General features: G+C 60.6%; 16 protein-coding genes. 3 read left to right on the top strand and 13 right to left on the bottom strand.

The window, feature by feature from the left end:
- Positions 1-6: 6 nt before the first annotated feature.
- The 5 genes from AB1J88_RS15200 to ppc all read right to left on the bottom strand — a co-directional run bounded on the left by AB1J88_RS15200 (position 7) and on the right by ppc (position 5,798).
- Positions 7-867 carry a DUF72 domain-containing protein gene (locus AB1J88_RS15200; protein WP_041063287.1) on the bottom strand — a complete coding sequence of 287 codons (861 nt, stop codon included), beginning with the start codon at positions 865-867 and terminating at the stop codon, positions 7-9.
- Positions 867-1,175 (bottom strand): hypothetical protein, encoded by a 309-nt coding sequence (locus AB1J88_RS15205; protein WP_086792184.1) that lies wholly within the window; start codon positions 1,173-1,175, stop codon positions 867-869. The genes AB1J88_RS15200 and AB1J88_RS15205 overlap by 1 nt, the downstream gene beginning before the upstream one ends.
- Before the next feature lie 286 nt (positions 1,176-1,461).
- Entirely contained in the window at positions 1,462-2,136 is a 675-nt protein-coding gene (gene tsaB, locus AB1J88_RS15210) for a tRNA (adenosine(37)-N6)-threonylcarbamoyltransferase complex dimerization subunit type 1 TsaB (protein WP_430291383.1), read from the bottom strand.
- 93 nt (positions 2,137-2,229) lie between these two features.
- Positions 2,230-2,877 carry an adenylate kinase gene (adk, locus tag AB1J88_RS15215; protein WP_025112233.1) on the bottom strand — a complete coding sequence of 216 codons (648 nt, stop codon included), beginning with the start codon at positions 2,875-2,877 and terminating at the stop codon, positions 2,230-2,232.
- 290 nt (positions 2,878-3,167) lie between these two features.
- Positions 3,168-5,798 (bottom strand): phosphoenolpyruvate carboxylase, encoded by a 2,631-nt coding sequence (gene ppc, locus AB1J88_RS15220; RefSeq protein ID WP_430291384.1) that lies wholly within the window; start codon positions 5,796-5,798, stop codon positions 3,168-3,170.
- A gap of 210 nt (positions 5,799-6,008) precedes the next feature.
- Here ppc and AB1J88_RS15225 point away from each other — a divergent pair, with 210 nt between their 5' ends.
- From AB1J88_RS15225 to AB1J88_RS15235, 3 genes are all read left to right on the top strand, one after another.
- Positions 6,009-6,353, top strand: a complete 345-nt coding sequence (locus AB1J88_RS15225) for a pilin assembly protein (RefSeq protein ID WP_086792187.1) — start codon at positions 6,009-6,011, stop codon at positions 6,351-6,353.
- Between the two features lie 367 nt (positions 6,354-6,720).
- Positions 6,721-7,125, top strand: coding sequence for a DUF4398 domain-containing protein (locus AB1J88_RS15230; protein ID WP_007964219.1), 405 nt, complete (start codon positions 6,721-6,723; stop codon positions 7,123-7,125).
- Between the two features lie 56 nt (positions 7,126-7,181).
- The gene (locus AB1J88_RS15235; RefSeq protein WP_041063276.1) at positions 7,182-7,970 is read left to right on the top strand and encodes an OmpA family protein; all 789 of its coding nucleotides are present in this window, start codon (positions 7,182-7,184) and stop codon (positions 7,968-7,970) included.
- A gap of 142 nt (positions 7,971-8,112) precedes the next feature.
- Here AB1J88_RS15235 and AB1J88_RS15240 read toward each other — a convergent pair whose 3' ends face one another.
- From AB1J88_RS15240 to AB1J88_RS15275, 8 genes are all read right to left on the bottom strand, one after another.
- On the bottom strand, positions 8,113-8,442 hold the full coding sequence (locus AB1J88_RS15240) for a hypothetical protein (RefSeq protein WP_007964217.1): 330 nt from the start codon (positions 8,440-8,442) through the stop codon (positions 8,113-8,115).
- Positions 8,439-9,344 (bottom strand): alpha/beta hydrolase, encoded by a 906-nt coding sequence (locus AB1J88_RS15245; protein WP_041063273.1) that lies wholly within the window; start codon positions 9,342-9,344, stop codon positions 8,439-8,441. Before AB1J88_RS15245 ends, AB1J88_RS15240 begins: the two co-directional genes overlap by 4 nt.
- Positions 9,345-9,505: 161 nt before the next feature.
- Positions 9,506-10,783, bottom strand: a complete 1,278-nt coding sequence (locus AB1J88_RS15250) for a flavohemoglobin expression-modulating QEGLA motif protein (RefSeq protein ID WP_003222055.1) — start codon at positions 10,781-10,783, stop codon at positions 9,506-9,508.
- A 24-nt stretch (positions 10,784-10,807) separates the two neighbouring features.
- Entirely contained in the window at positions 10,808-11,365 is a 558-nt protein-coding gene (locus AB1J88_RS15255) for a hypothetical protein (RefSeq protein WP_430291386.1), read from the bottom strand.
- A gap of 143 nt (positions 11,366-11,508) precedes the next feature.
- Entirely contained in the window at positions 11,509-12,222 is a 714-nt protein-coding gene (locus AB1J88_RS15260) for a TetR/AcrR family transcriptional regulator (protein ID WP_007964212.1), read from the bottom strand.
- Between the two features lie 105 nt (positions 12,223-12,327).
- Positions 12,328-13,830 (bottom strand): lysine--tRNA ligase, encoded by a 1,503-nt coding sequence (lysS, locus tag AB1J88_RS15265; protein ID WP_041063265.1) that lies wholly within the window; start codon positions 13,828-13,830, stop codon positions 12,328-12,330.
- 112 nt (positions 13,831-13,942) lie between these two features.
- Positions 13,943-15,038, bottom strand: a protein-coding gene (gene prfB, locus AB1J88_RS15270) for a peptide chain release factor 2 (protein WP_096795805.1) whose coding sequence is annotated in 2 segments (ribosomal slippage) — positions 13,943-14,965 and positions 14,967-15,038 — 1,095 coding nt in all. Because the reading frame shifts where the segments join, the coding sequence is not laid out codon by codon here.
- A gap of 203 nt (positions 15,039-15,241) precedes the next feature.
- Positions 15,242-16,243, bottom strand: coding sequence for a response regulator (locus AB1J88_RS15275; protein WP_041063261.1), 1,002 nt, complete (start codon positions 16,241-16,243; stop codon positions 15,242-15,244).
- Positions 16,244-16,267 lie beyond the last annotated feature (24 nt).

Consider the following 16,267-nt stretch of genomic DNA (forward strand, 5'->3'; position numbering starts at 1 on the left):
CCGCCTTCAGAGCAAGCCGAGTTGCTCGGCGGCGGGTTCTCTGTATAGCTCAGGCAGGGACGGCAGGCCAGGCAAACGTTGCATCAATTGTGCGTGAAAACGTTGCGCCAGCTTCGCCGCCATCACGTTGTCGGCGGTGTGCAGGAAGATGTACGGCGTGCGACCCTCTTCAATCCACTCGGCGATTTTCGCCACCCATGGCACGAGGAACGGATCGTTGGCTTCCAGCTCCGGGTGGCCGATGAAGCGCACCTGCGGACATTGAGTGAACGCCGCCGGACGGGTCGGCACCCGAGGCTTTTTCGATTGCGCGTGGATCACCGAAGACTCGGTCGACAGGCAACTGAACAGCGCCCGTGGATCGAGGCAGATGCGCTCCACGCCACGCTCAAGCAGCAGACGATTGAGCAGGCGCTCGCTCTCGCCCTTGGCGAAAAACTGTTCGTGACGGACTTCCACTGCCAGTGGCCGGTCCAGCGCGTCGATGAACGCCGTCAGCTCGGGCAATCGATGCGGGGTGAAGCTTTTCGACAATTGCAGCCACAGCGGCGAAACCCGTTCGCCGAGCGGGCTGAGAAGATTTACGAACGTTTCGGCGGCGGTCAGCTGATCGCGCAGGTCACCGCTGTGGCTGATATCGCCGGGAAACTTGGCGGTGAAGCGAAAATGTTCGGGCATGGTCTCGGCCCAGCGCTGCACGGTGGCCGGCGAGGGGCTGGCGTAGAAGGTCGTGTTGCCTTCGACGGCATTGAATACTTGGGAGTAGAGAGCGAGGAAGTCGGAGGTCTTGGCGTCTTCGGGGTACAGATACTCGCGCCAGGCGTTTTCACTCCAGGACGGACAACCGAGGTAGTAAGGCAGATCCATCAGATGTACAGGTCGAGGCCCAGCACATCCGCATCCCAATCGACAAAACCGGCGGTGCTCAGGTAGCTGGCCAGGGCCATCGCTACGCTTTTGCTCATGGCGCGGTGATAAATCATGTCTTGCTGACGGGCGGGCAGATTGGCCAGGCGTTGTGCGGAGGCTTTGGCAGCGCGGGCGGCCAGCTGCTCTTCAGTCGGGAATTCCAGCTCGCCATCGATATCGTCGACGGACTCATCCAGCACCACATTGCCTTTGCGAGGCTTGCGCTTGATGGGGTAGGACTGAGAGGAAAGGCCGTCTATACGCATAATTTCATGCTCGGTATCGATGATGGCAATTTAGCGGCACTTGACCGACTTAGCAAACCGCCGAGTGATAACTAGAACACATAAAGCGTAAAAGGTTTAAAGCGCAGGGTTGGAAACTGACGATTGGCAGAATTTGGAATAAGCAGGGGGATTGTGGAGAGCCTTATGTGGTGAGGGGATTTATCCCCGATGGGTCGCGAAGCGGCGCCAAAATCAGCGACTGCTTCGCAGCCGATCGGGGATAAATCCCCTCACCACAGAGGCTTCCCCCGCTAGAAGTCAGGACTCAGCGAGCCTTTGGAGTAGCGACTTTATCGCGCAGGTAAACCGGTTGCGCATCGTCGGCCGGGATCGACTCGCCGCGCTCCCAGGCAAATCGCGCCAGGGTCAGCAGGTCTTCGGCGTGAGGCAGCATGCCGGCATCCGAGCCGCTCAGGCTGAGCGCGATCCGCTCGCCATAGCCCCAACCGGTGCCCGCACCGAACCACTCACCGCTGGCATCGCCCGGCAGCGCCGCCACTTCCGGCGGCAGTACCGCCTCGACGCCGACCAGACGCATCTCGCCAGCCGTTTCGCGGTAGCAGCCCCAATACACTTCATCCATCCGCGCATCGATAGCCGCCGCGACCTGGCTCACGCCGTGTTCGCGATACGCACGTTGCGCCAGGACGGCGAGGTTGGACACCGGCAGCACCGGACGATCCAGCGCGAACGCCAGACCTTGCACCACACCGATGGCGATCCGCACACCGGTAAACGCACCCGGCCCGCGACCGAACGCGATGGCGTCCACCGCTTGCAGCGTGGTGCCGGCATCGGCCAGCAGTTGCTGGATCATCGGCAGCAGCTTCTGCGCGTGCAGACGCGGGATCACCTCGTAATGGCTCGTGACCTTGCCGTCATGCAGCAAGGCAACGGAGCAAGCTTCGGTCGCGGTGTCCAGGGCCAGCAAGGTGCTCATCGATGTTTCCAAAACAGGTGGGAGAAAAAGGGCGTCAGTATAAACAACTACGGCCCGCAAGCGGGCCGTGGATGATGCAGCGGATCAGCTTTTTCAGCTCAGCGCTTCGAGCACCTTGGCGGTGATCGCTTCAACCGAACCAACGCCCGGGATGTGGCTGTACTTCGGCTTGCCGTTGGCAGCGGAGAGCTTCTGGTAGAAATCCACCAGCGGCTTGGTCTGCGAATGGTAGACCGACAGGCGATGACGCACGGTTTCTTCGGTGTCGTCCTTGCGCTGCACCAGATCGTCGCCGGTAACGTCGTCTTTGCCAGCCACTTTCGGCGGGTTGTAGACGATGTGGTAAACGCGGCCGCTGGCCTCGTGAACGCGACGACCGGCGATACGCTGAACGATTTCTTCGTCTTCAACAGCGATTTCAACCACGGCGTCCAGTTCGACACCGGCAGTCACCAGTGCCTCGGCTTGCGGAATGGTGCGCGGGAAGCCGTCGAACAGGAAGCCATTGACGCAGTCGGGTTGAGCGATGCGATCCTGCACCAGCGCGATGATCAGGTCATCCGACACCAGGCCGCCGGCATCCATGATGCTCTTGGCTTGAACGCCCAGCGGAGTGCCGGCCTTGACCGCAGCACGCAGCATGTCGCCGGTGGAGATTTGCGGAATGCCGAATTTCTCGGTGATGAACTTAGCCTGAGTACCTTTACCGGCCCCGGGAGCTCCCAGCAGAATGACGCGCATCGATGTGCTCCTCAATTTTTTATATAGAAAACAACGGGATTCGCCTCTTTGGGCCAATCTCAAAAAAACGGGTCGTGGCCGCACAAACGGCCAAAGGCTGATCAAGATACACAGCAGGCTGCGCCCACACAAGACGCCAAAAGTCGGAGAAACCGGCGCCCGCCGCGACCTTGCGACGCGGTAACCCAAGTCGCAACCCCATCATTAACTGTCGCCTGCCCGCACTTTCTGCCTGTGCACAAAGCGGCACCCGGCCTGTGCACCGGGCGCCTGATACCACCGCAAAAACCTTAGCCGGTATTGCGCAAACCGGCGGCAATTCCCGCCACAGACACCAGCAGCGCTTGCTCCACCGGGCTGCCCTGTTCGACATTCTGCTGCCGTGAACGGGCCAACAGCTCGGCCTGCAATAGATGAAGCGGGTCGAGGTAAGTGTTGCGCAGACGGATGAATTCCAGCGTCTCTGGGCTATGTGCCAGCAGTTGCGACTGACCGGTCAGGCCGAGCACCACCGCGCATGCCTGCGACAATAGGTCGCGTAACTGTGCGCCCAACGGCAGCAAGTCCGGCTCGACCAGACGCTGGTCGTACGACAGTGCAATGTCAGCGTCGGCCTTGGCCAGCACCATTTCCAGCATGTCGATACGGGTGCGGAAGAACGGCCACTGTTCACGCATCTGCCCCAGCAGTTCGCCCTCGCCGCGCTCCAGCGCCTTGCTCAACGCGCTTTCCCAACCGAGCCAGGCCGGCAGCATCAGGCGGGTCTGGGTCCAGCCGAAGATCCACGGGATCGCCCGCAGACTCTCGATCCCACCCGCACGGCGCTTGGCCGGACGGCTGCCGAGGGGCAAACGTCCCAGCTCCTGCTCCGGTGTCGACTGGCGGAAATACTCGACGAACTGCGGATTCTCCCGCACCACGGCGCGATACGCGGCTACGCCGTCCGCGGCCAGTTCATCCATCAGGTGCCGCCATTCGGGCGTCGGCGGCGGTGGTGGCAACAGCGTCGCTTCGAGCACCGCGGCCAGATACAGATTGAGGTTCTGCTCGGCGATGTCCGGCAGGCCGAATTTGAATCGAATCATTTCGCCCTGCTCGGTGGTGCGGAAGCGCCCCGCCACCGACCCCGGCGGCTGCGACAGGATCGCCGCGTGCGCCGGACCGCCGCCACGGCCCACGGTGCCACCGCGACCGTGGAACAACAGCAGTTCGACTTGCTGCTCGCGGCAGATCTCCACCAGCCGCTCCTGCGCGCGGTATTGCGCCCAGGCGGCGGCGGTGGTGCCCGCATCCTTGGCCGAGTCGGAGTAACCGATCATCACTTCCTGCGGGCCTTGCAGCCTTGCGCGGTAGCCCGGCAACAGCAACAGACGCTCCATCACCGGCCCGGCGTTGTCGAGGTCCGCCAGGGTTTCGAACAGCGGCACCACGCGCATCGGCCGCAGCACGCCGGACTCTTTCAGCAGCAGTTGCACCGCCAGCACGTCGGAGGCGGCGCCCGCCATCGAGATCACATAAGAGCCCAGCGAGGCGCCCGGTGCGGCAGCGATTTCCTTGCAAGTGGCGAGCACTTCAGCGGTGTCGGCGGACGGTTTGAAATGCGCCGGCAACAACGGGCGACGATTGCTCAATTCGCGGGTGAGGAAGCTGATGCGCTGTTCTTCGTCCCAGTCTTCGTAGCGACCGAGGCCAAGGTAATCGGTGATTTCGGTCATTGCCGAACTGTGTCGCGTCGAATCCTGACGTACATCGAGGCGTACCAGAAACAGACCGAAAGTCACCGCCCGGCGCAGGCAATCGAGCAACGGCCCGTCGGCAATCACGCCCATGCCGCATTCGTGCAGGGAGTTGAAACACAGTTCCAGCGGATCGAGCAGATCGCGGTTGTTGTGCAACACGTCGGCCGGCGCCGGTGTGCTGGCGCTGAGCGAGGCATGCGCCCAATTGCGCGTGGCACGCAGGCGTTCGCGCAACTGCTTGAGCACCGCACGGTAAGGTTCGGCGCTGTCACCGGCCTTGGCCTTGAGCGCATCACTGGCCTGCTGCATCGACAGTTCCGCAGCCAGATGATCGACATCGCGCAGGTACAGGTCGGCGGCCATCCAGCGCGCCAGCAACAGTACTTCGCGGGTCACCGCTGCCGTGACATTCGGGTTGCCGTCACGGTCGCCGCCCATCCATGAAGCAAAGCGGATCGGCGCCGCTTCCAGCGGCAAACGCAGGCCCGTCGCTTCATACAGCGCCTTGTCGGCCTTGCGCATATGGTTGGGAATCGCCTGCCACAGCGAATGCTCGATCACCGCAAAACCCCATTTCGCTTCGTCGACCGGGGTCGGCCGGGTGCGGCGGATTTCTTCGGTGTGCCAGGCTTCGGCAATCAGCCGTTGCAGGGTGTTCTGGATCTGTTCGCGTTCGGCGCTGGTCAGATCGCGATGATCCTGCGCGGCCAGTTGCGCGGCAATCGCGTCGTACTTCTGGATCAGCGTGCGCCGCGCCACTTCGGTCGGGTGCGCGGTCAGCACCAGTTCGATTTCCAGGCGCGCCAGTTGCCGGGCCAGGGATTCGGCGCTGTGGCCTTCGTTGCGCAGGCGGGCGAGCAGTTCCGGCAGTACGCGGGACTCGAACGGCGCCGGCTGCGACTCTTCGCGGCGATGAATCAGCTGATACTGCTCGGCGATGTTCGCCAGGTTGAGAAACTGGTTGAACGCCCGCGCCACCGGCAGCAGTTCGTCTTCGCTCAGCTGATTGAGGCTGGCGCTGAGTTCGGCGTCCATCGAGCCACGGCGATCAGCCTTGGCGCCCTTGCGGATCTGCTCGATCTTGTCGAGAAATTCCTCGCCGTACTGGTCGCGGATGGTATTGCCTAACAGCTCACCCAACAGGTGAACGTCCTCGCGCAAGCGTGCATCGATATCGGTCATCAGCAGTTCTCCAGCGGTAATCGGGACGGCTCAGAAACGAATGCTTTGCCCAGAGAGTGCCGCTCTGTGGCGCTTCTTACAAGCAGACGACGAAGGGACTTTAAACCTTGCGGCCTGAAGCTAGTCTCAACAGTAAGCCGCACAACGGCTTGCCGGCCGCGCCGGACACTCACCCGATCCTGCCATGAGCAGGTACGACATGAGGTCATCATGAAAATCCGTGAGCTCGCCCAGCATTGGGAAGAAAACGCCAAGGGTCGCCTGACCGACACTGGCTACACGATTCATCTGGACGTCGAGGCCGCTGCGCGCCTGGCGGCGATTGCCGAGATGTACCCCAAACGTCATCCGCAAGAACTGCTCGGCGAACTGATCGGCGCCGCGCTCGAAGAGTTCGAGGCGAGCCTGCCGTATGTGAAAGGTTCGACGGTGGTGGCGACGGATGAAGAAGGTGATCCGCTGTATGAGGACGTCGGTCCGACGCCGCGGTTTCTGGCGCTTTCACGCCGGCATCTGCAGGATTTGTCCGCCGCTGCCGGCAAGCAAAAGCACTGACACAACATAGATCAAACTGTGGGAGCGAGCTTGCTCGCGAATGCGGTATTTCAGCCGACATTGATAGCGACTGATTCACCGCATTCGCGAGCAAGCTCGCTCCCACATTGACTGTATCGAACTTCAAAAATCGCACGCTTTTTACCCCGCGCGTACCTCTCCCCGCCTCCAAAGTTCCCGGTTTAGAGCCTTGTCGACTTGGTCAAAAAAACTTTTGGCGATAGGCCATCTTTTCTGAACTTTTGAAAAACGCCTTCGGTCGGAAGCTGTAACCACGCCTGGAACGAGCGTTTCAAAAACGCGCTTTTACACGACGCTTGCGGCTCCTCGACCAGGATGGATTTTCGGTTTTATCAGGAGTTAAACAATGGAGTTGAAGACCATGAAGACCCAAACCTCGTTCTCCCACCTGCGCGGTCTGAAACTGGCTGCTCTGGCCATCGGTACCAGCTTCGTACTGGCCGGTTGCGCCGGTAACCCGCCAACCGAGCAGTACGCCGTGACCCAATCGGCGGTCAACAGTGCGGTCAGCGCCGGTGGTACCGAGTTCGCTGCTGTGGAAATGAAGCAGGCGCAGGACAAGCTCAAGCAAGCCGAAATCGCCATGCACGACAAGAAGTATGAACAGGCTCGCACCCTCGCCGAGCAAGCCGAATGGGACGCTCGCGTAGCAGAACGCAAGGCTCAGGCTGCCAAGGCCGAACAGGCTGTGAAGGATTCCCAGAAAGGTGTTCAGGAACTGCGTCAGGAAAGTCAGCGCACCGTGCAGTAAGCGCGCATCCCGAATCGCAAAGCTGAAACTTTTATCGATAGAAAGGACGACAAATTATGCGTAAGCAACTGATGATCCCCGCTCTCCTGGCCGCAAGCGTTGCCCTGGCTGCCTGCTCCACCCCGCCTAACCCGAACCTGGAGCAGGCACGTACCAACTACGCCGGCCTGCAGGCCAATCCACAGGCAAGCAAAGTCGCTGCCCTGGAAACCAAGGACGCCAGCGATTACCTGGACAAGGCCGACAAGGCTTATCTGGACAAGCAAGACGCAGCCAAGGTTGACCAACTGGCCTACCTGACCAACCAGCGCGTGGAAGTGGCCAAGCAGACCATCGCCCTGCGCACCGCTGAGAACAACCTGAAAAACGCTGCCGCGCAACGTGCGCAAGCGCGTCTGGACGCTCGTGATCAGCAGATCAAACAACTGCAGCAGAGCCTGAACGCCAAGCAGACCGATCGCGGTACGCTGGTGACTTTCGGTGACGTGCTGTTCGCCACCAACAAGGCTGACCTGAAATCCAGCGGTCTGGTGAACATCAACAAACTGGCGCAGTTCCTCCAGGAAAACCCTGATCGCAAAGTGATCGTCGAGGGTTACACCGACAGCACCGGCGCGGCTTCGTACAACCAGTCGCTGTCCGAGCGTCGTGCCACCTCGGTACAAGTCGCGCTGATCAAGATGGGTGTAGATCCTTCGCGCATCGTGGTTCAGGGTTACGGCAAGGAATACCCGGTTGCCGACAACGGCAGCGTTTCCGGTCGTGCGATGAACCGTCGTGTGGAAGTGACCATTTCCAACGACAACCAGCCAGTGGTGCCACGTTCGGCGGTCAGCTCGAACTAAGCAACACGCAGTGACGTAAAAGCCCCGCCTGACTGAATCAGGCGGGGCTTTTTGTTGAAGATCAAAAGATCGCAGCCTGCGGCAGCTCCTACAGGGATCGCGTTCCAATGTAGGAGCTGCCGCAGGCTGCGATCTTTTGCGTTTAAGGCTCGAGTTTCTGCGGGGTTTCCTGGCCCATGCAACGCACGGCTTTTTTCTGCGCATTGATCAGCACCCCGGTCAGGCCTTTCTGCTCGGTGTCAAACAGCACCAGTACGCCATCGATGCACTGCGCCACCTGCGGCGCCGGGTCCAGCGAGACTTTGTAGTCTTCGCCCGGCACGGTCTTGAGCATGGTGAATTCGTTGAGCAGCAGCGCATCCTCGGGTTTGGCGAAGTGCAGGTAGCCGTAATACCACAGGGCACCAACGGTGCCGAGGATGCTGCAGATACCGGTGATGATCAGCGGGATGGCGTTACGTTCTTCAGTCATTGCGGACTCTCATCTTCAGAATTCGGGGGTTGCGGATAATTGGGAATCTCGCCGAGGCGGCGCAGGCCGTTGAAGTGCTCGGGATCTTCCAGATAACGCAGCATCACCTGGCGCCAGACCGGGTCGCCGAAGGTCTGTACGTGGCCGCCGCGGGTCAACTGCAACACCCGTGGCGGCGGCGCTGCCTGGTACAGGCGGATGGCGTTGGACATTGGCACCAGTGGGTCGTCGATGCTGTGAAAGATCAGTTTCGGCACGCCATTAAGCTGCGGCATCGAGTTGATCGCGCTGTCGCCGTCCGGCACCAGCCACGACAACGGCACCTGGAACGGCCAGGTCAGCCACGACGTGCTGAGGGCGTACTGACCGACGCTGCGGTAACTGGCGGGTACACCGTCGAGCACGAAGGCTTTCAGCTGTTTCTGCCGCTCGGGGTGCTGCACCAGCCAATGCACGGCCATTGAGCCGCCGAGGCTCTGGCCGAGGAGGATCAGCGGCTTGCCTTTGACCTCTGGCGCCTGATCCAGCCAGGCGAACGCGGCGTCGATGTCCTGATAGATCGCCGGCAAACTCGGCTCGCCCTCGGACAAGCCATACCCGCGATAATCCACCAGCAGCACCTGATAGCCGTTTTTCGGCAACCACCAACTGCCACCCAAGTGCATCGGCAGATTGCCGCCGTTGCCGTGCAGGTGCAGGACTGTGCCTTTGACCTCGACACCGGGCTTGGCCGGCAGCCACCAGGCGTTGAGCTTGAGGCCGTCGGCCGTGGTCAGGGTGACGGTGCGGTATTCGAGCTTGGCTCTTTCCGGGGTAAAGACCTGGCCCGGCTCGGGGTAAAACAACAGCGAACTGCAACCGCCGAGGGTCAGGAGCAGGCAAAGGATGCCGAGGATTCTCATCCGGTGAAACCTCGCAGAATTCGGGTTGAAAACAATAATTGTGTCAACAAATGACCCTGTGGGAGCTGGCTTGCCAGCGATAGCGGTGGGTCAGCCAACATCAATATTGACTGTCAGACTGCAATCGCTGGCAAGCCAGCTCCCACAGGGTTTGTATGTGGTCAGAGGATATTGGAGTAATCCGCCTCGATCCGGTCCAGGCTCAAGTGATTGAGGAAGTTGGAGAAGCACATCCATGCCGACAGCGCGTTCATGTCGCGGAACTGTTCCGGCAGGTATTTCGGCGGCACCACCAGACCTTCATCGACCAGTTGACGCAGGGTACGCATGTCCTCCAGCGTGGTCTTGCCGCAGAACAGCAGCGGTACCTGCTCAAGCTTGCCCTTACGCACGGCCAACTGAATGTAGTTGTAAACCATGATAAAGCCCTTGAGGTAGGACAAGTCTTTGGTGAATGGCAGACCGGTTGGCGTCGAGCCTCGGAACACCCGGCTGGCGTTGCCGTAGCTTTCGGCCATTTCGAAACCCTGTTCGCGGAAGAATTCGAACACCTGCAAAAAGTCCGCGCCCTCCTCGACCATGTGAATCGCGCGGGTACGGTTGGTCAGCTTGCGCAGGCGACTCGGGTAGGAGGCGAAGGTGATGATTTCCATCAGGATCGCCAGGCCTTCCTGGGTCACCGTCGACGAGGGCGGGCCCTTGGACAGGAAGGTGCAGATCGGCTGGTTCAAGCCATTGAGCGTGGTGCCGACGTGCACCAGACCTTCATGGACTTCCAGTGCACGCACGTCGCGGTCGTTGAACAGCGCGTCGGTGCGGATCTTGATGTAATCGGCGCCCGCGGCCGCGTCAGCGACGATGCCGTCGGACTCGAACACGCGGATGGTTTCCTCGGCCTCGCCAAACACCTTGTTCAAGCGGGTTTGCAGCAGGTGCACGGCATCCTTGGCGGTGAGGATTTTCGGCTCGTCCTTCAGGTCGCCACGGCCATCGATGTTGTTCAGGTAGTCGGACATCATCAGGCCGAGGTCGGCCAGGGTCGGGTCGCCGGCGTGGAACGCATCGGAGGCGGCGCCGTAGAGTTCCTGGGAGATCAGGCCGAAATCCTCGGTGCCGCGCGCTTCGAGCATGCGCACCACCATGCGGTATTCCTTGCACATGCGCCGCATGATCTGCCCGACCGGGTTGAACTGGCCGAGCTGGCGGGTGATGTCGCGTTCGATGTTCTGGAACTCGAGTTTGACCTTGCTCGAATCGAAACTCAGCGGCCGATTGAGGTAGTAGTCGCGATCCACCGCCGGCATTTCCTTGCCCTTGGCCTTGAGAAAGCCCTTGCGGATGTTCTCGTCCCACTTCACCGCATCGAGCACGCGGATCGGCGTCTGCGCCAGCACAATGCGATCGGACAACGTGCGTATCGTCTGCTGGTAATCGTCCACCCGAAACTCCTGTAGAAAACTGAATTATTTGGCGCGGGCCTGGCGCTGATAGCGCGCGGCCTCGACGAAGACATCGGAATTGGCCGGATCGTCGAGGTAAGCAAAGACCTTGTCGAGACGGCTGTCGACCTGCACGCCGTCGCCATCGTCTTCGGTCTGGAACGACTGGCCGTCGAGGGCTTGCTGTTTGATCGCCTGATTGATCTGTTCGAGGTCGAGGTTGTACACCACCAATTCGTGTTTGTCGGTGAGTTCGAAACCGGCAATGGCGTATTGGCCACCGTAACGCGCCGGCACCTTCGCCGACAGGTACCAGCGGCTGCCGTGGCGCGACACCGTGAACGGGTAAGCCTCGCGCTCGTGGGGCCGGGCCTTGAACCAGGTGACGGCCTGATAGCGATCATGGCCGACGCGGGTCAACTCAAGGTTCATCGGCTCGCCCCAGGCATTGGTGCTCGACCACGTGCCCAGCAGGCCCTTGGGCGCCGACTCACTGGCGGGCAACGGATCCTTGAAAGTCACCAGACAGCCACTGAGCAGCAGGAACGACAAGGCGATCAGCACGCCACGCCAGGCTTTCATTCAATACTCCCTATGAACCCACCACACTTCCCCTGTAGGAGCTGCCGCAGGCTGCGATCTTTTGATCTTGATCTTGAAAATCAAAAGATCGCAGCCTGCGGCAGCTCCTACATTGGGATCGGTGTCAGACGGACAACATTGCGTTACACCGACGCCAGGACCAGATGCATGTACCGCGTCAGAATCCCGAGCATGTCCTGTTCGGCCAAAGGCTCGGCGTCGTTGAGCAGGCCCTGATATTCCATCCGTCCGATAATCGCCGTCAACACTTTGGCATCCTGTTGCGGTTCACGCGAGCCCAGGACTTGGAACAACTGGCAGGTGCCCTGCAGCAGAATCTGCTGATGCGAGCGCACCAGATCCGCCAGGCGCGGGTTGAGCAGCGCTTCCTGGCGGAACGCCTGCTCGGCCATCAGGTGCTCGCGACGGTTGACCAGTTGCCGGTGCACATAGTCCGCCATCAGCCGCGCGATGTCGTCGGCCAGTTGCGAGCGCGACTCGGGGCTGCCGTCGCCACTGACGACCATCTCGCGCAGCAAGCCTTCGTTGTTGATCCACAGCTTGGCCATGTAGGCCGCGCTGCGTTCGACGTATTGGGCGAAGGTATCGGTGAGCAGGTCATCGATGTCCTTGAAGTAATAGGTGGTGGCCGACAGTGGCACACCGGCCTCGGCCGCCACGGCCCGGTGGCGCACGGCACGCACGCCGTCGCGCACGACAATGCGCATCGCCGCGTCGAGAATGTCCTGTCGACGCTGCTCACTGCCCTGTCGGCTGGCCTTGCGGCCCTGGTACTGAACACTTTCAGCGACCGCAGTGGCGATACCCGCTGCACCTTCTTGAGCGATTGCAACCATCACGACTGGACTTCCTCTGCTATTGCAAAATTAACCAATTGATACATTTGTACCAGACAGGCAATAAAAAGCCGCCTGTTTTAGGCGGCTTTTTAACTGAAACGTTTACGCTTGCGGTCGCATGTGCGGGAACAGGATCACATCGCGGATCGATGGCGAGTTGGTCAGCAACATCACCAGACGGTCGATGCCGATACCTTCACCGGCCGTTGGCGGCATGCCGTACTCCAGCGCACGCACGAAGTCGGCGTCGTAGTGCATGGCTTCGTCGTCGCCAGCGTCCTTGTCAGCCACCTGCGCCATGAAACGCTCGGCCTGGTCTTCCGCGTCGTTCAACTCGGAGTAGGCGTTGGCGATTTCACGGCCGCCGATGAACAGCTCGAAACGGTCGGTGACGTTCGGGTTCTCGTCGTTACGACGGGCCAGCGGCGACACTTCGAACGGGTACTGAGTGATGAAGTGCGGCTGCTCCAGCTTGTGCTCGACCAGTTCTTCGAAAATCATCACCTGCAGCTTGCCCAGACCTTCGAAGCCCAGCACCTTGGCGCCGGCCTTCTTGGCAATGGCGCGCGCCTTGTCGATGTCGTTCAGGTCATCGGCAGTCAGCTCAGGGTTGTACTTGAGGATCGAGTCGAACACCGAGAGACGGGCAAACGGCTCGCCGAAGTGGAACACCTTGTCGCCGTACGGCACGTCGGTGCTGCCCAGCACCAGTTGCGCCAGTTCACGGAACAGCTCTTCGGTCAGGTCCATGTTGTCTTCGTAGTCGGCGTAAGCCTGGTAGAACTCCAACATGGTGAATTCAGGGTTGTGACGGGTCGAAACGCCTTCGTTACGGAAGTTGCGGTTGATCTCGAACACTTTCTCGAAACCGCCAACCACCAGACGCTTCAGATACAGTTCAGGCGCGATACGCAGGAACATTTCCATGTCCAGCGCGTTGTGGTGGGTTTCGAACGGCTTGGCCGCAGCGCCGCCAGGAATGGTCTGCAGCATCGGCGTTTCGACTTCGAGGAAGTCGCGCTTCATCAGGAAGCTGCGGATGTGCGCGATCACTTGCGAACGCACGCGGAAGGTCTGGCGCACTTCTTCGTTGACGATCAGGTCAACGTAACGCTGACGGTAGCGCTGTTCGGTGTCGGTCAGGCCGTGGTGCTTGTCCGGCAGCGGGCGCAGCGACTTGGTCAGCAGGCGCACGTTGGTCATTTCGACGTACAGGTCGCCCTTGCCGGAACGCGCCAGGGTACCTTCAGCGGCAATGATGTCGCCCATGTCCCAGGTCTTGACGGCGGCCAGGGTGTCTTCGGACAGGGTCTTGCGGTTGACGTAGACCTGGATGCGACCGGTCATGTCCTGGATCACCATGAACGAGCCACGGTTGAGCATGATGCGACCGGCAACCTTGACCGGGATTGCAGCCTCGGCCAGCTCTTCCTTGGTCTTGTCCGCGTATTTCTTCTGCAGATCTTCGCAGTAGTTTTCACGGCGGAAGTCGTTCGGGAAGGCGTTGCCCTTGGCGCGCTCGGCAGCCAGCTTTTCCTTGCGCAGGGCGATCAGGGAGTTTTCTTCCTGTTGCAGGGCTTGCGGGTCGAGTTGTTGGTCGCTCATGTCTTCAGATATTCCATCAGGTTCGTTGCCCCCGGGCCTGGCGGCCCGGGAATCGCCAGCAGGGCTGGCTCCTACAGGGATCGCGTTGCATCAGCGACCCTGTGTGCGTCTGTTACAGCCCCGATTTCAGGCTGGCTTCCAGGTATTCGTCGATATCGCCGTCGAGTACCTTGTCGCAGTCGCTGCGTTCGATGTTGGTGCGCAAGTCCTTGATCCGCGACGCGTCGAGCACGTACGAACGGATCTGATGACCCCAGCCGATGTCCGACTTGGTGTCTTCCAGCGCCTGGGAAGCGGCGTTGCGCTTCTGCATTTCCTGCTCGTACAACTTGGCCCGCAACATTTTCATCGCGGTGTCCTTGTTGGCGTGCTGGGAACGTTCGTTCTGGCAGCTGACCACGGTGTTGGTCGGTACGTGGGTGATACGTACGGCCGAGTCGGTGGTGTTTACGTGCTGACCACCGGCACCGGAGGAACGATAGGTGTCAATCCGCAAGTCTGCCGGGTTGATTTCGATTTCGACCTTGTCGTCGATCTCTGGCGAGACGAAAACCGCAGAGAACGAAGTGTGGCGACGATTGCCGGAGTCGAACGGGCTCTTGCGCACCAGACGGTGCACGCCGATCTCGGTGCGCAGCCAGCCAAAGGCGTATTCGCCCTTGATGTGCACGGTCGCACCTTTGATACCGGCGACTTCACCGGCCGACAGTTCCATGATGGTCGCGTCGAACCCGCGTTTGTCCGCCCAGCGCAGGTACATGCGCAGCAGGATATTGGCCCAGTCCTGGGCCTCGGTGCCGCCGGAACCGGCCTGGATGTCCAGGTAGGCGTTGTTCGGGTCCATTTCGTGGCTGAACATGCGGCGGAATTCAAGCTTGGCCAGTGACTCTTCAAGCCCTTGAAGCAGTTCAACGACGTCGTTTACCGCGCCTTCGTCGTTTTCTTCAACGGCCATGTCGAGCAGCTCGCGGGAATCGGCCAGACCGCTGGAAAGCTCATCCAGGGTGTCGACGATCTGCGCCAGCGATGCTCGCTCGCGGCCCAGTTCCTGGGCGTATTCAGGTTTGTTCCAGACTGCAGGATCTTCAAGCTCGCGATTGACTTCGATCAGACGCTCATGCTTTTGATCGTAGTCAAAGATACCCCCGAATAGTTTCGGAGCGCTCGGACAGGTCCTTGATGGTGTTCAGGATCGGGTTGATTTCCATGACGGGCAGCACTCGTTGGCGAACTTTTGAAAGCCGGCGAGTATAACGTAATCACGCGGTCACGGCAGCCCGTCTGGCGGCTGTCGGGGTGAATCACTTGACACATTGCCCCTGTAGGAGCTGCCGCAGGCTGCGATCTTTTGATTTTGCTTTTAAAGATCAAAAGATCGCAGCCTGCGGCAGCTCCTACAGCAATTGATGGGTTACTCGATACCTACCTGGTTACGGCCATTGTTTTTCGCCTGATACAACCCACGATCCGCCGCCGAAATCAGCAGGCGGCAATCGCTGCCCGCCTGCGGCACCATGGTCGCCAGGCCGATGCTGATGGTCAGGCTCGACCCTTCGCTCGGGGTGTTGTGCGGAATCTTCAGCGCCGCCACGGTCTGGCGCAGTTTCTCTGCCACCAGCCGGGCACCGCCCGGCGAGGTGTTCGGCAGTACCAGCGCGAACTCTTCACCGCCGTAGCGTGCCGGCAGATCCGACGGTCGGGCGCTGGCATCGCGGATCGCCGTGGCGACCTTGCGCAGCGCCTCATCGCCTTCGACATGGCCAAAGCTGTCGTTGTAGGACTTGAAGTAATCGACGTCGATCATCAGCAACGACAACTGGCTCTGATCGCGCAACGAGCGGCGCCACTCCAGCTCCAGGTACTCGTCGAAGTGCCGGCGGTTGGACAGCCCGGTCAGGCCGTCGGAGTTCATCAGCCGTTGCAGCACCAGGTTGGTGTCGAGCAATTGCTGCTGGCTGACGCGCAACGCACGGTACGCCGCATCCCGCTGCAGCAGGGTCATGTAGGAGCGCGAGTGATAGCGGATGCGCGCCACCAACTCGATGGTGTCCGGCAGTTTCACCAGATAATCGTTGGCCCCGGCGGAGAACGCCGCGCTCTTGATCAGCGGATCTTCCTTGGTCGACAGCACAATGATCGGGATGTCCTTGGTCGCCGGGTGATTGCGGTATTCGCGCACCAGGCTCAGGCCGTCGAGGCCGGGCATCACCAGGTCCTGCAAAATCACCGTCGGCTTGATCCGGACCGCCTGGGCGATGGCCTGGTGCGGGTCGGAACAGAAGTGGAAGTCGATGTTCTCTTCGTTCGACAGCCCACGGCGCACGGCTTCGCCGATCATCGCCTGATCGTCCACCAACAACACCATGGCGGCGTTTTCGTCGGTTTTAATGTCGTCGATCTGTAAATCATTCATGGGCGGTCACCTGAGTACTGCGGG

It is taken from the genome of Pseudomonas sp. S8, assembly GCF_050473925.1.
In the GTDB taxonomy this organism is placed as follows: Bacteria; Pseudomonadota; Gammaproteobacteria; order Pseudomonadales; family Pseudomonadaceae; genus Aquipseudomonas; species Aquipseudomonas parakoreensis.

What these genes read in the sequence shown, in the direction of transcription:
- AB1J88_RS15200 (WP_041063287.1), bottom strand. Translation starts at nt 867, where the DNA reads ATGGATCTGCCTTACTACCTCGGTTGTCCGTCCTGGAGTGAAAACGCC.
- AB1J88_RS15205 (WP_086792184.1), bottom strand. Translation starts at nt 1,175, where the DNA reads ATGCGTATAGACGGCCTTTCCTCTCAGTCCTACCCCATCAAGCGCAAG.
- tsaB (WP_430291383.1), bottom strand. Translation starts at nt 2,136, where the DNA reads ATGAGCACCTTGCTGGCCCTGGACACCGCGACCGAAGCTTGCTCCGTT.
- adk (WP_025112233.1), bottom strand. Translation starts at nt 2,877, where the DNA reads ATGCGCGTCATTCTGCTGGGAGCTCCCGGGGCCGGTAAAGGTACTCAG.
- ppc (WP_430291384.1), bottom strand. Translation starts at nt 5,798, where the DNA reads ATGACCGATATCGATGCACGCTTGCGCGAGGACGTTCACCTGTTGGGT.
- AB1J88_RS15225 (WP_086792187.1), top strand. Translation starts at nt 6,009, where the DNA reads ATGAAAATCCGTGAGCTCGCCCAGCATTGGGAAGAAAACGCCAAGGGT.
- AB1J88_RS15230 (WP_007964219.1), top strand. Translation starts at nt 6,721, where the DNA reads ATGGAGTTGAAGACCATGAAGACCCAAACCTCGTTCTCCCACCTGCGC.
- AB1J88_RS15235 (WP_041063276.1), top strand. Translation starts at nt 7,182, where the DNA reads ATGCGTAAGCAACTGATGATCCCCGCTCTCCTGGCCGCAAGCGTTGCC.
- AB1J88_RS15240 (WP_007964217.1), bottom strand. Translation starts at nt 8,442, where the DNA reads ATGACTGAAGAACGTAACGCCATCCCGCTGATCATCACCGGTATCTGC.
- AB1J88_RS15245 (WP_041063273.1), bottom strand. Translation starts at nt 9,344, where the DNA reads ATGAGAATCCTCGGCATCCTTTGCCTGCTCCTGACCCTCGGCGGTTGC.
- AB1J88_RS15255 (WP_430291386.1), bottom strand. Translation starts at nt 11,365, where the DNA reads ATGAAAGCCTGGCGTGGCGTGCTGATCGCCTTGTCGTTCCTGCTGCTC.
- AB1J88_RS15260 (WP_007964212.1), bottom strand. Translation starts at nt 12,222, where the DNA reads ATGGTTGCAATCGCTCAAGAAGGTGCAGCGGGTATCGCCACTGCGGTC.
- lysS (WP_041063265.1), bottom strand. Translation starts at nt 13,830, where the DNA reads ATGAGCGACCAACAACTCGACCCGCAAGCCCTGCAACAGGAAGAAAAC.
- AB1J88_RS15275 (WP_041063261.1), bottom strand. Translation starts at nt 16,243, where the DNA reads ATGAATGATTTACAGATCGACGACATTAAAACCGACGAAAACGCCGCC.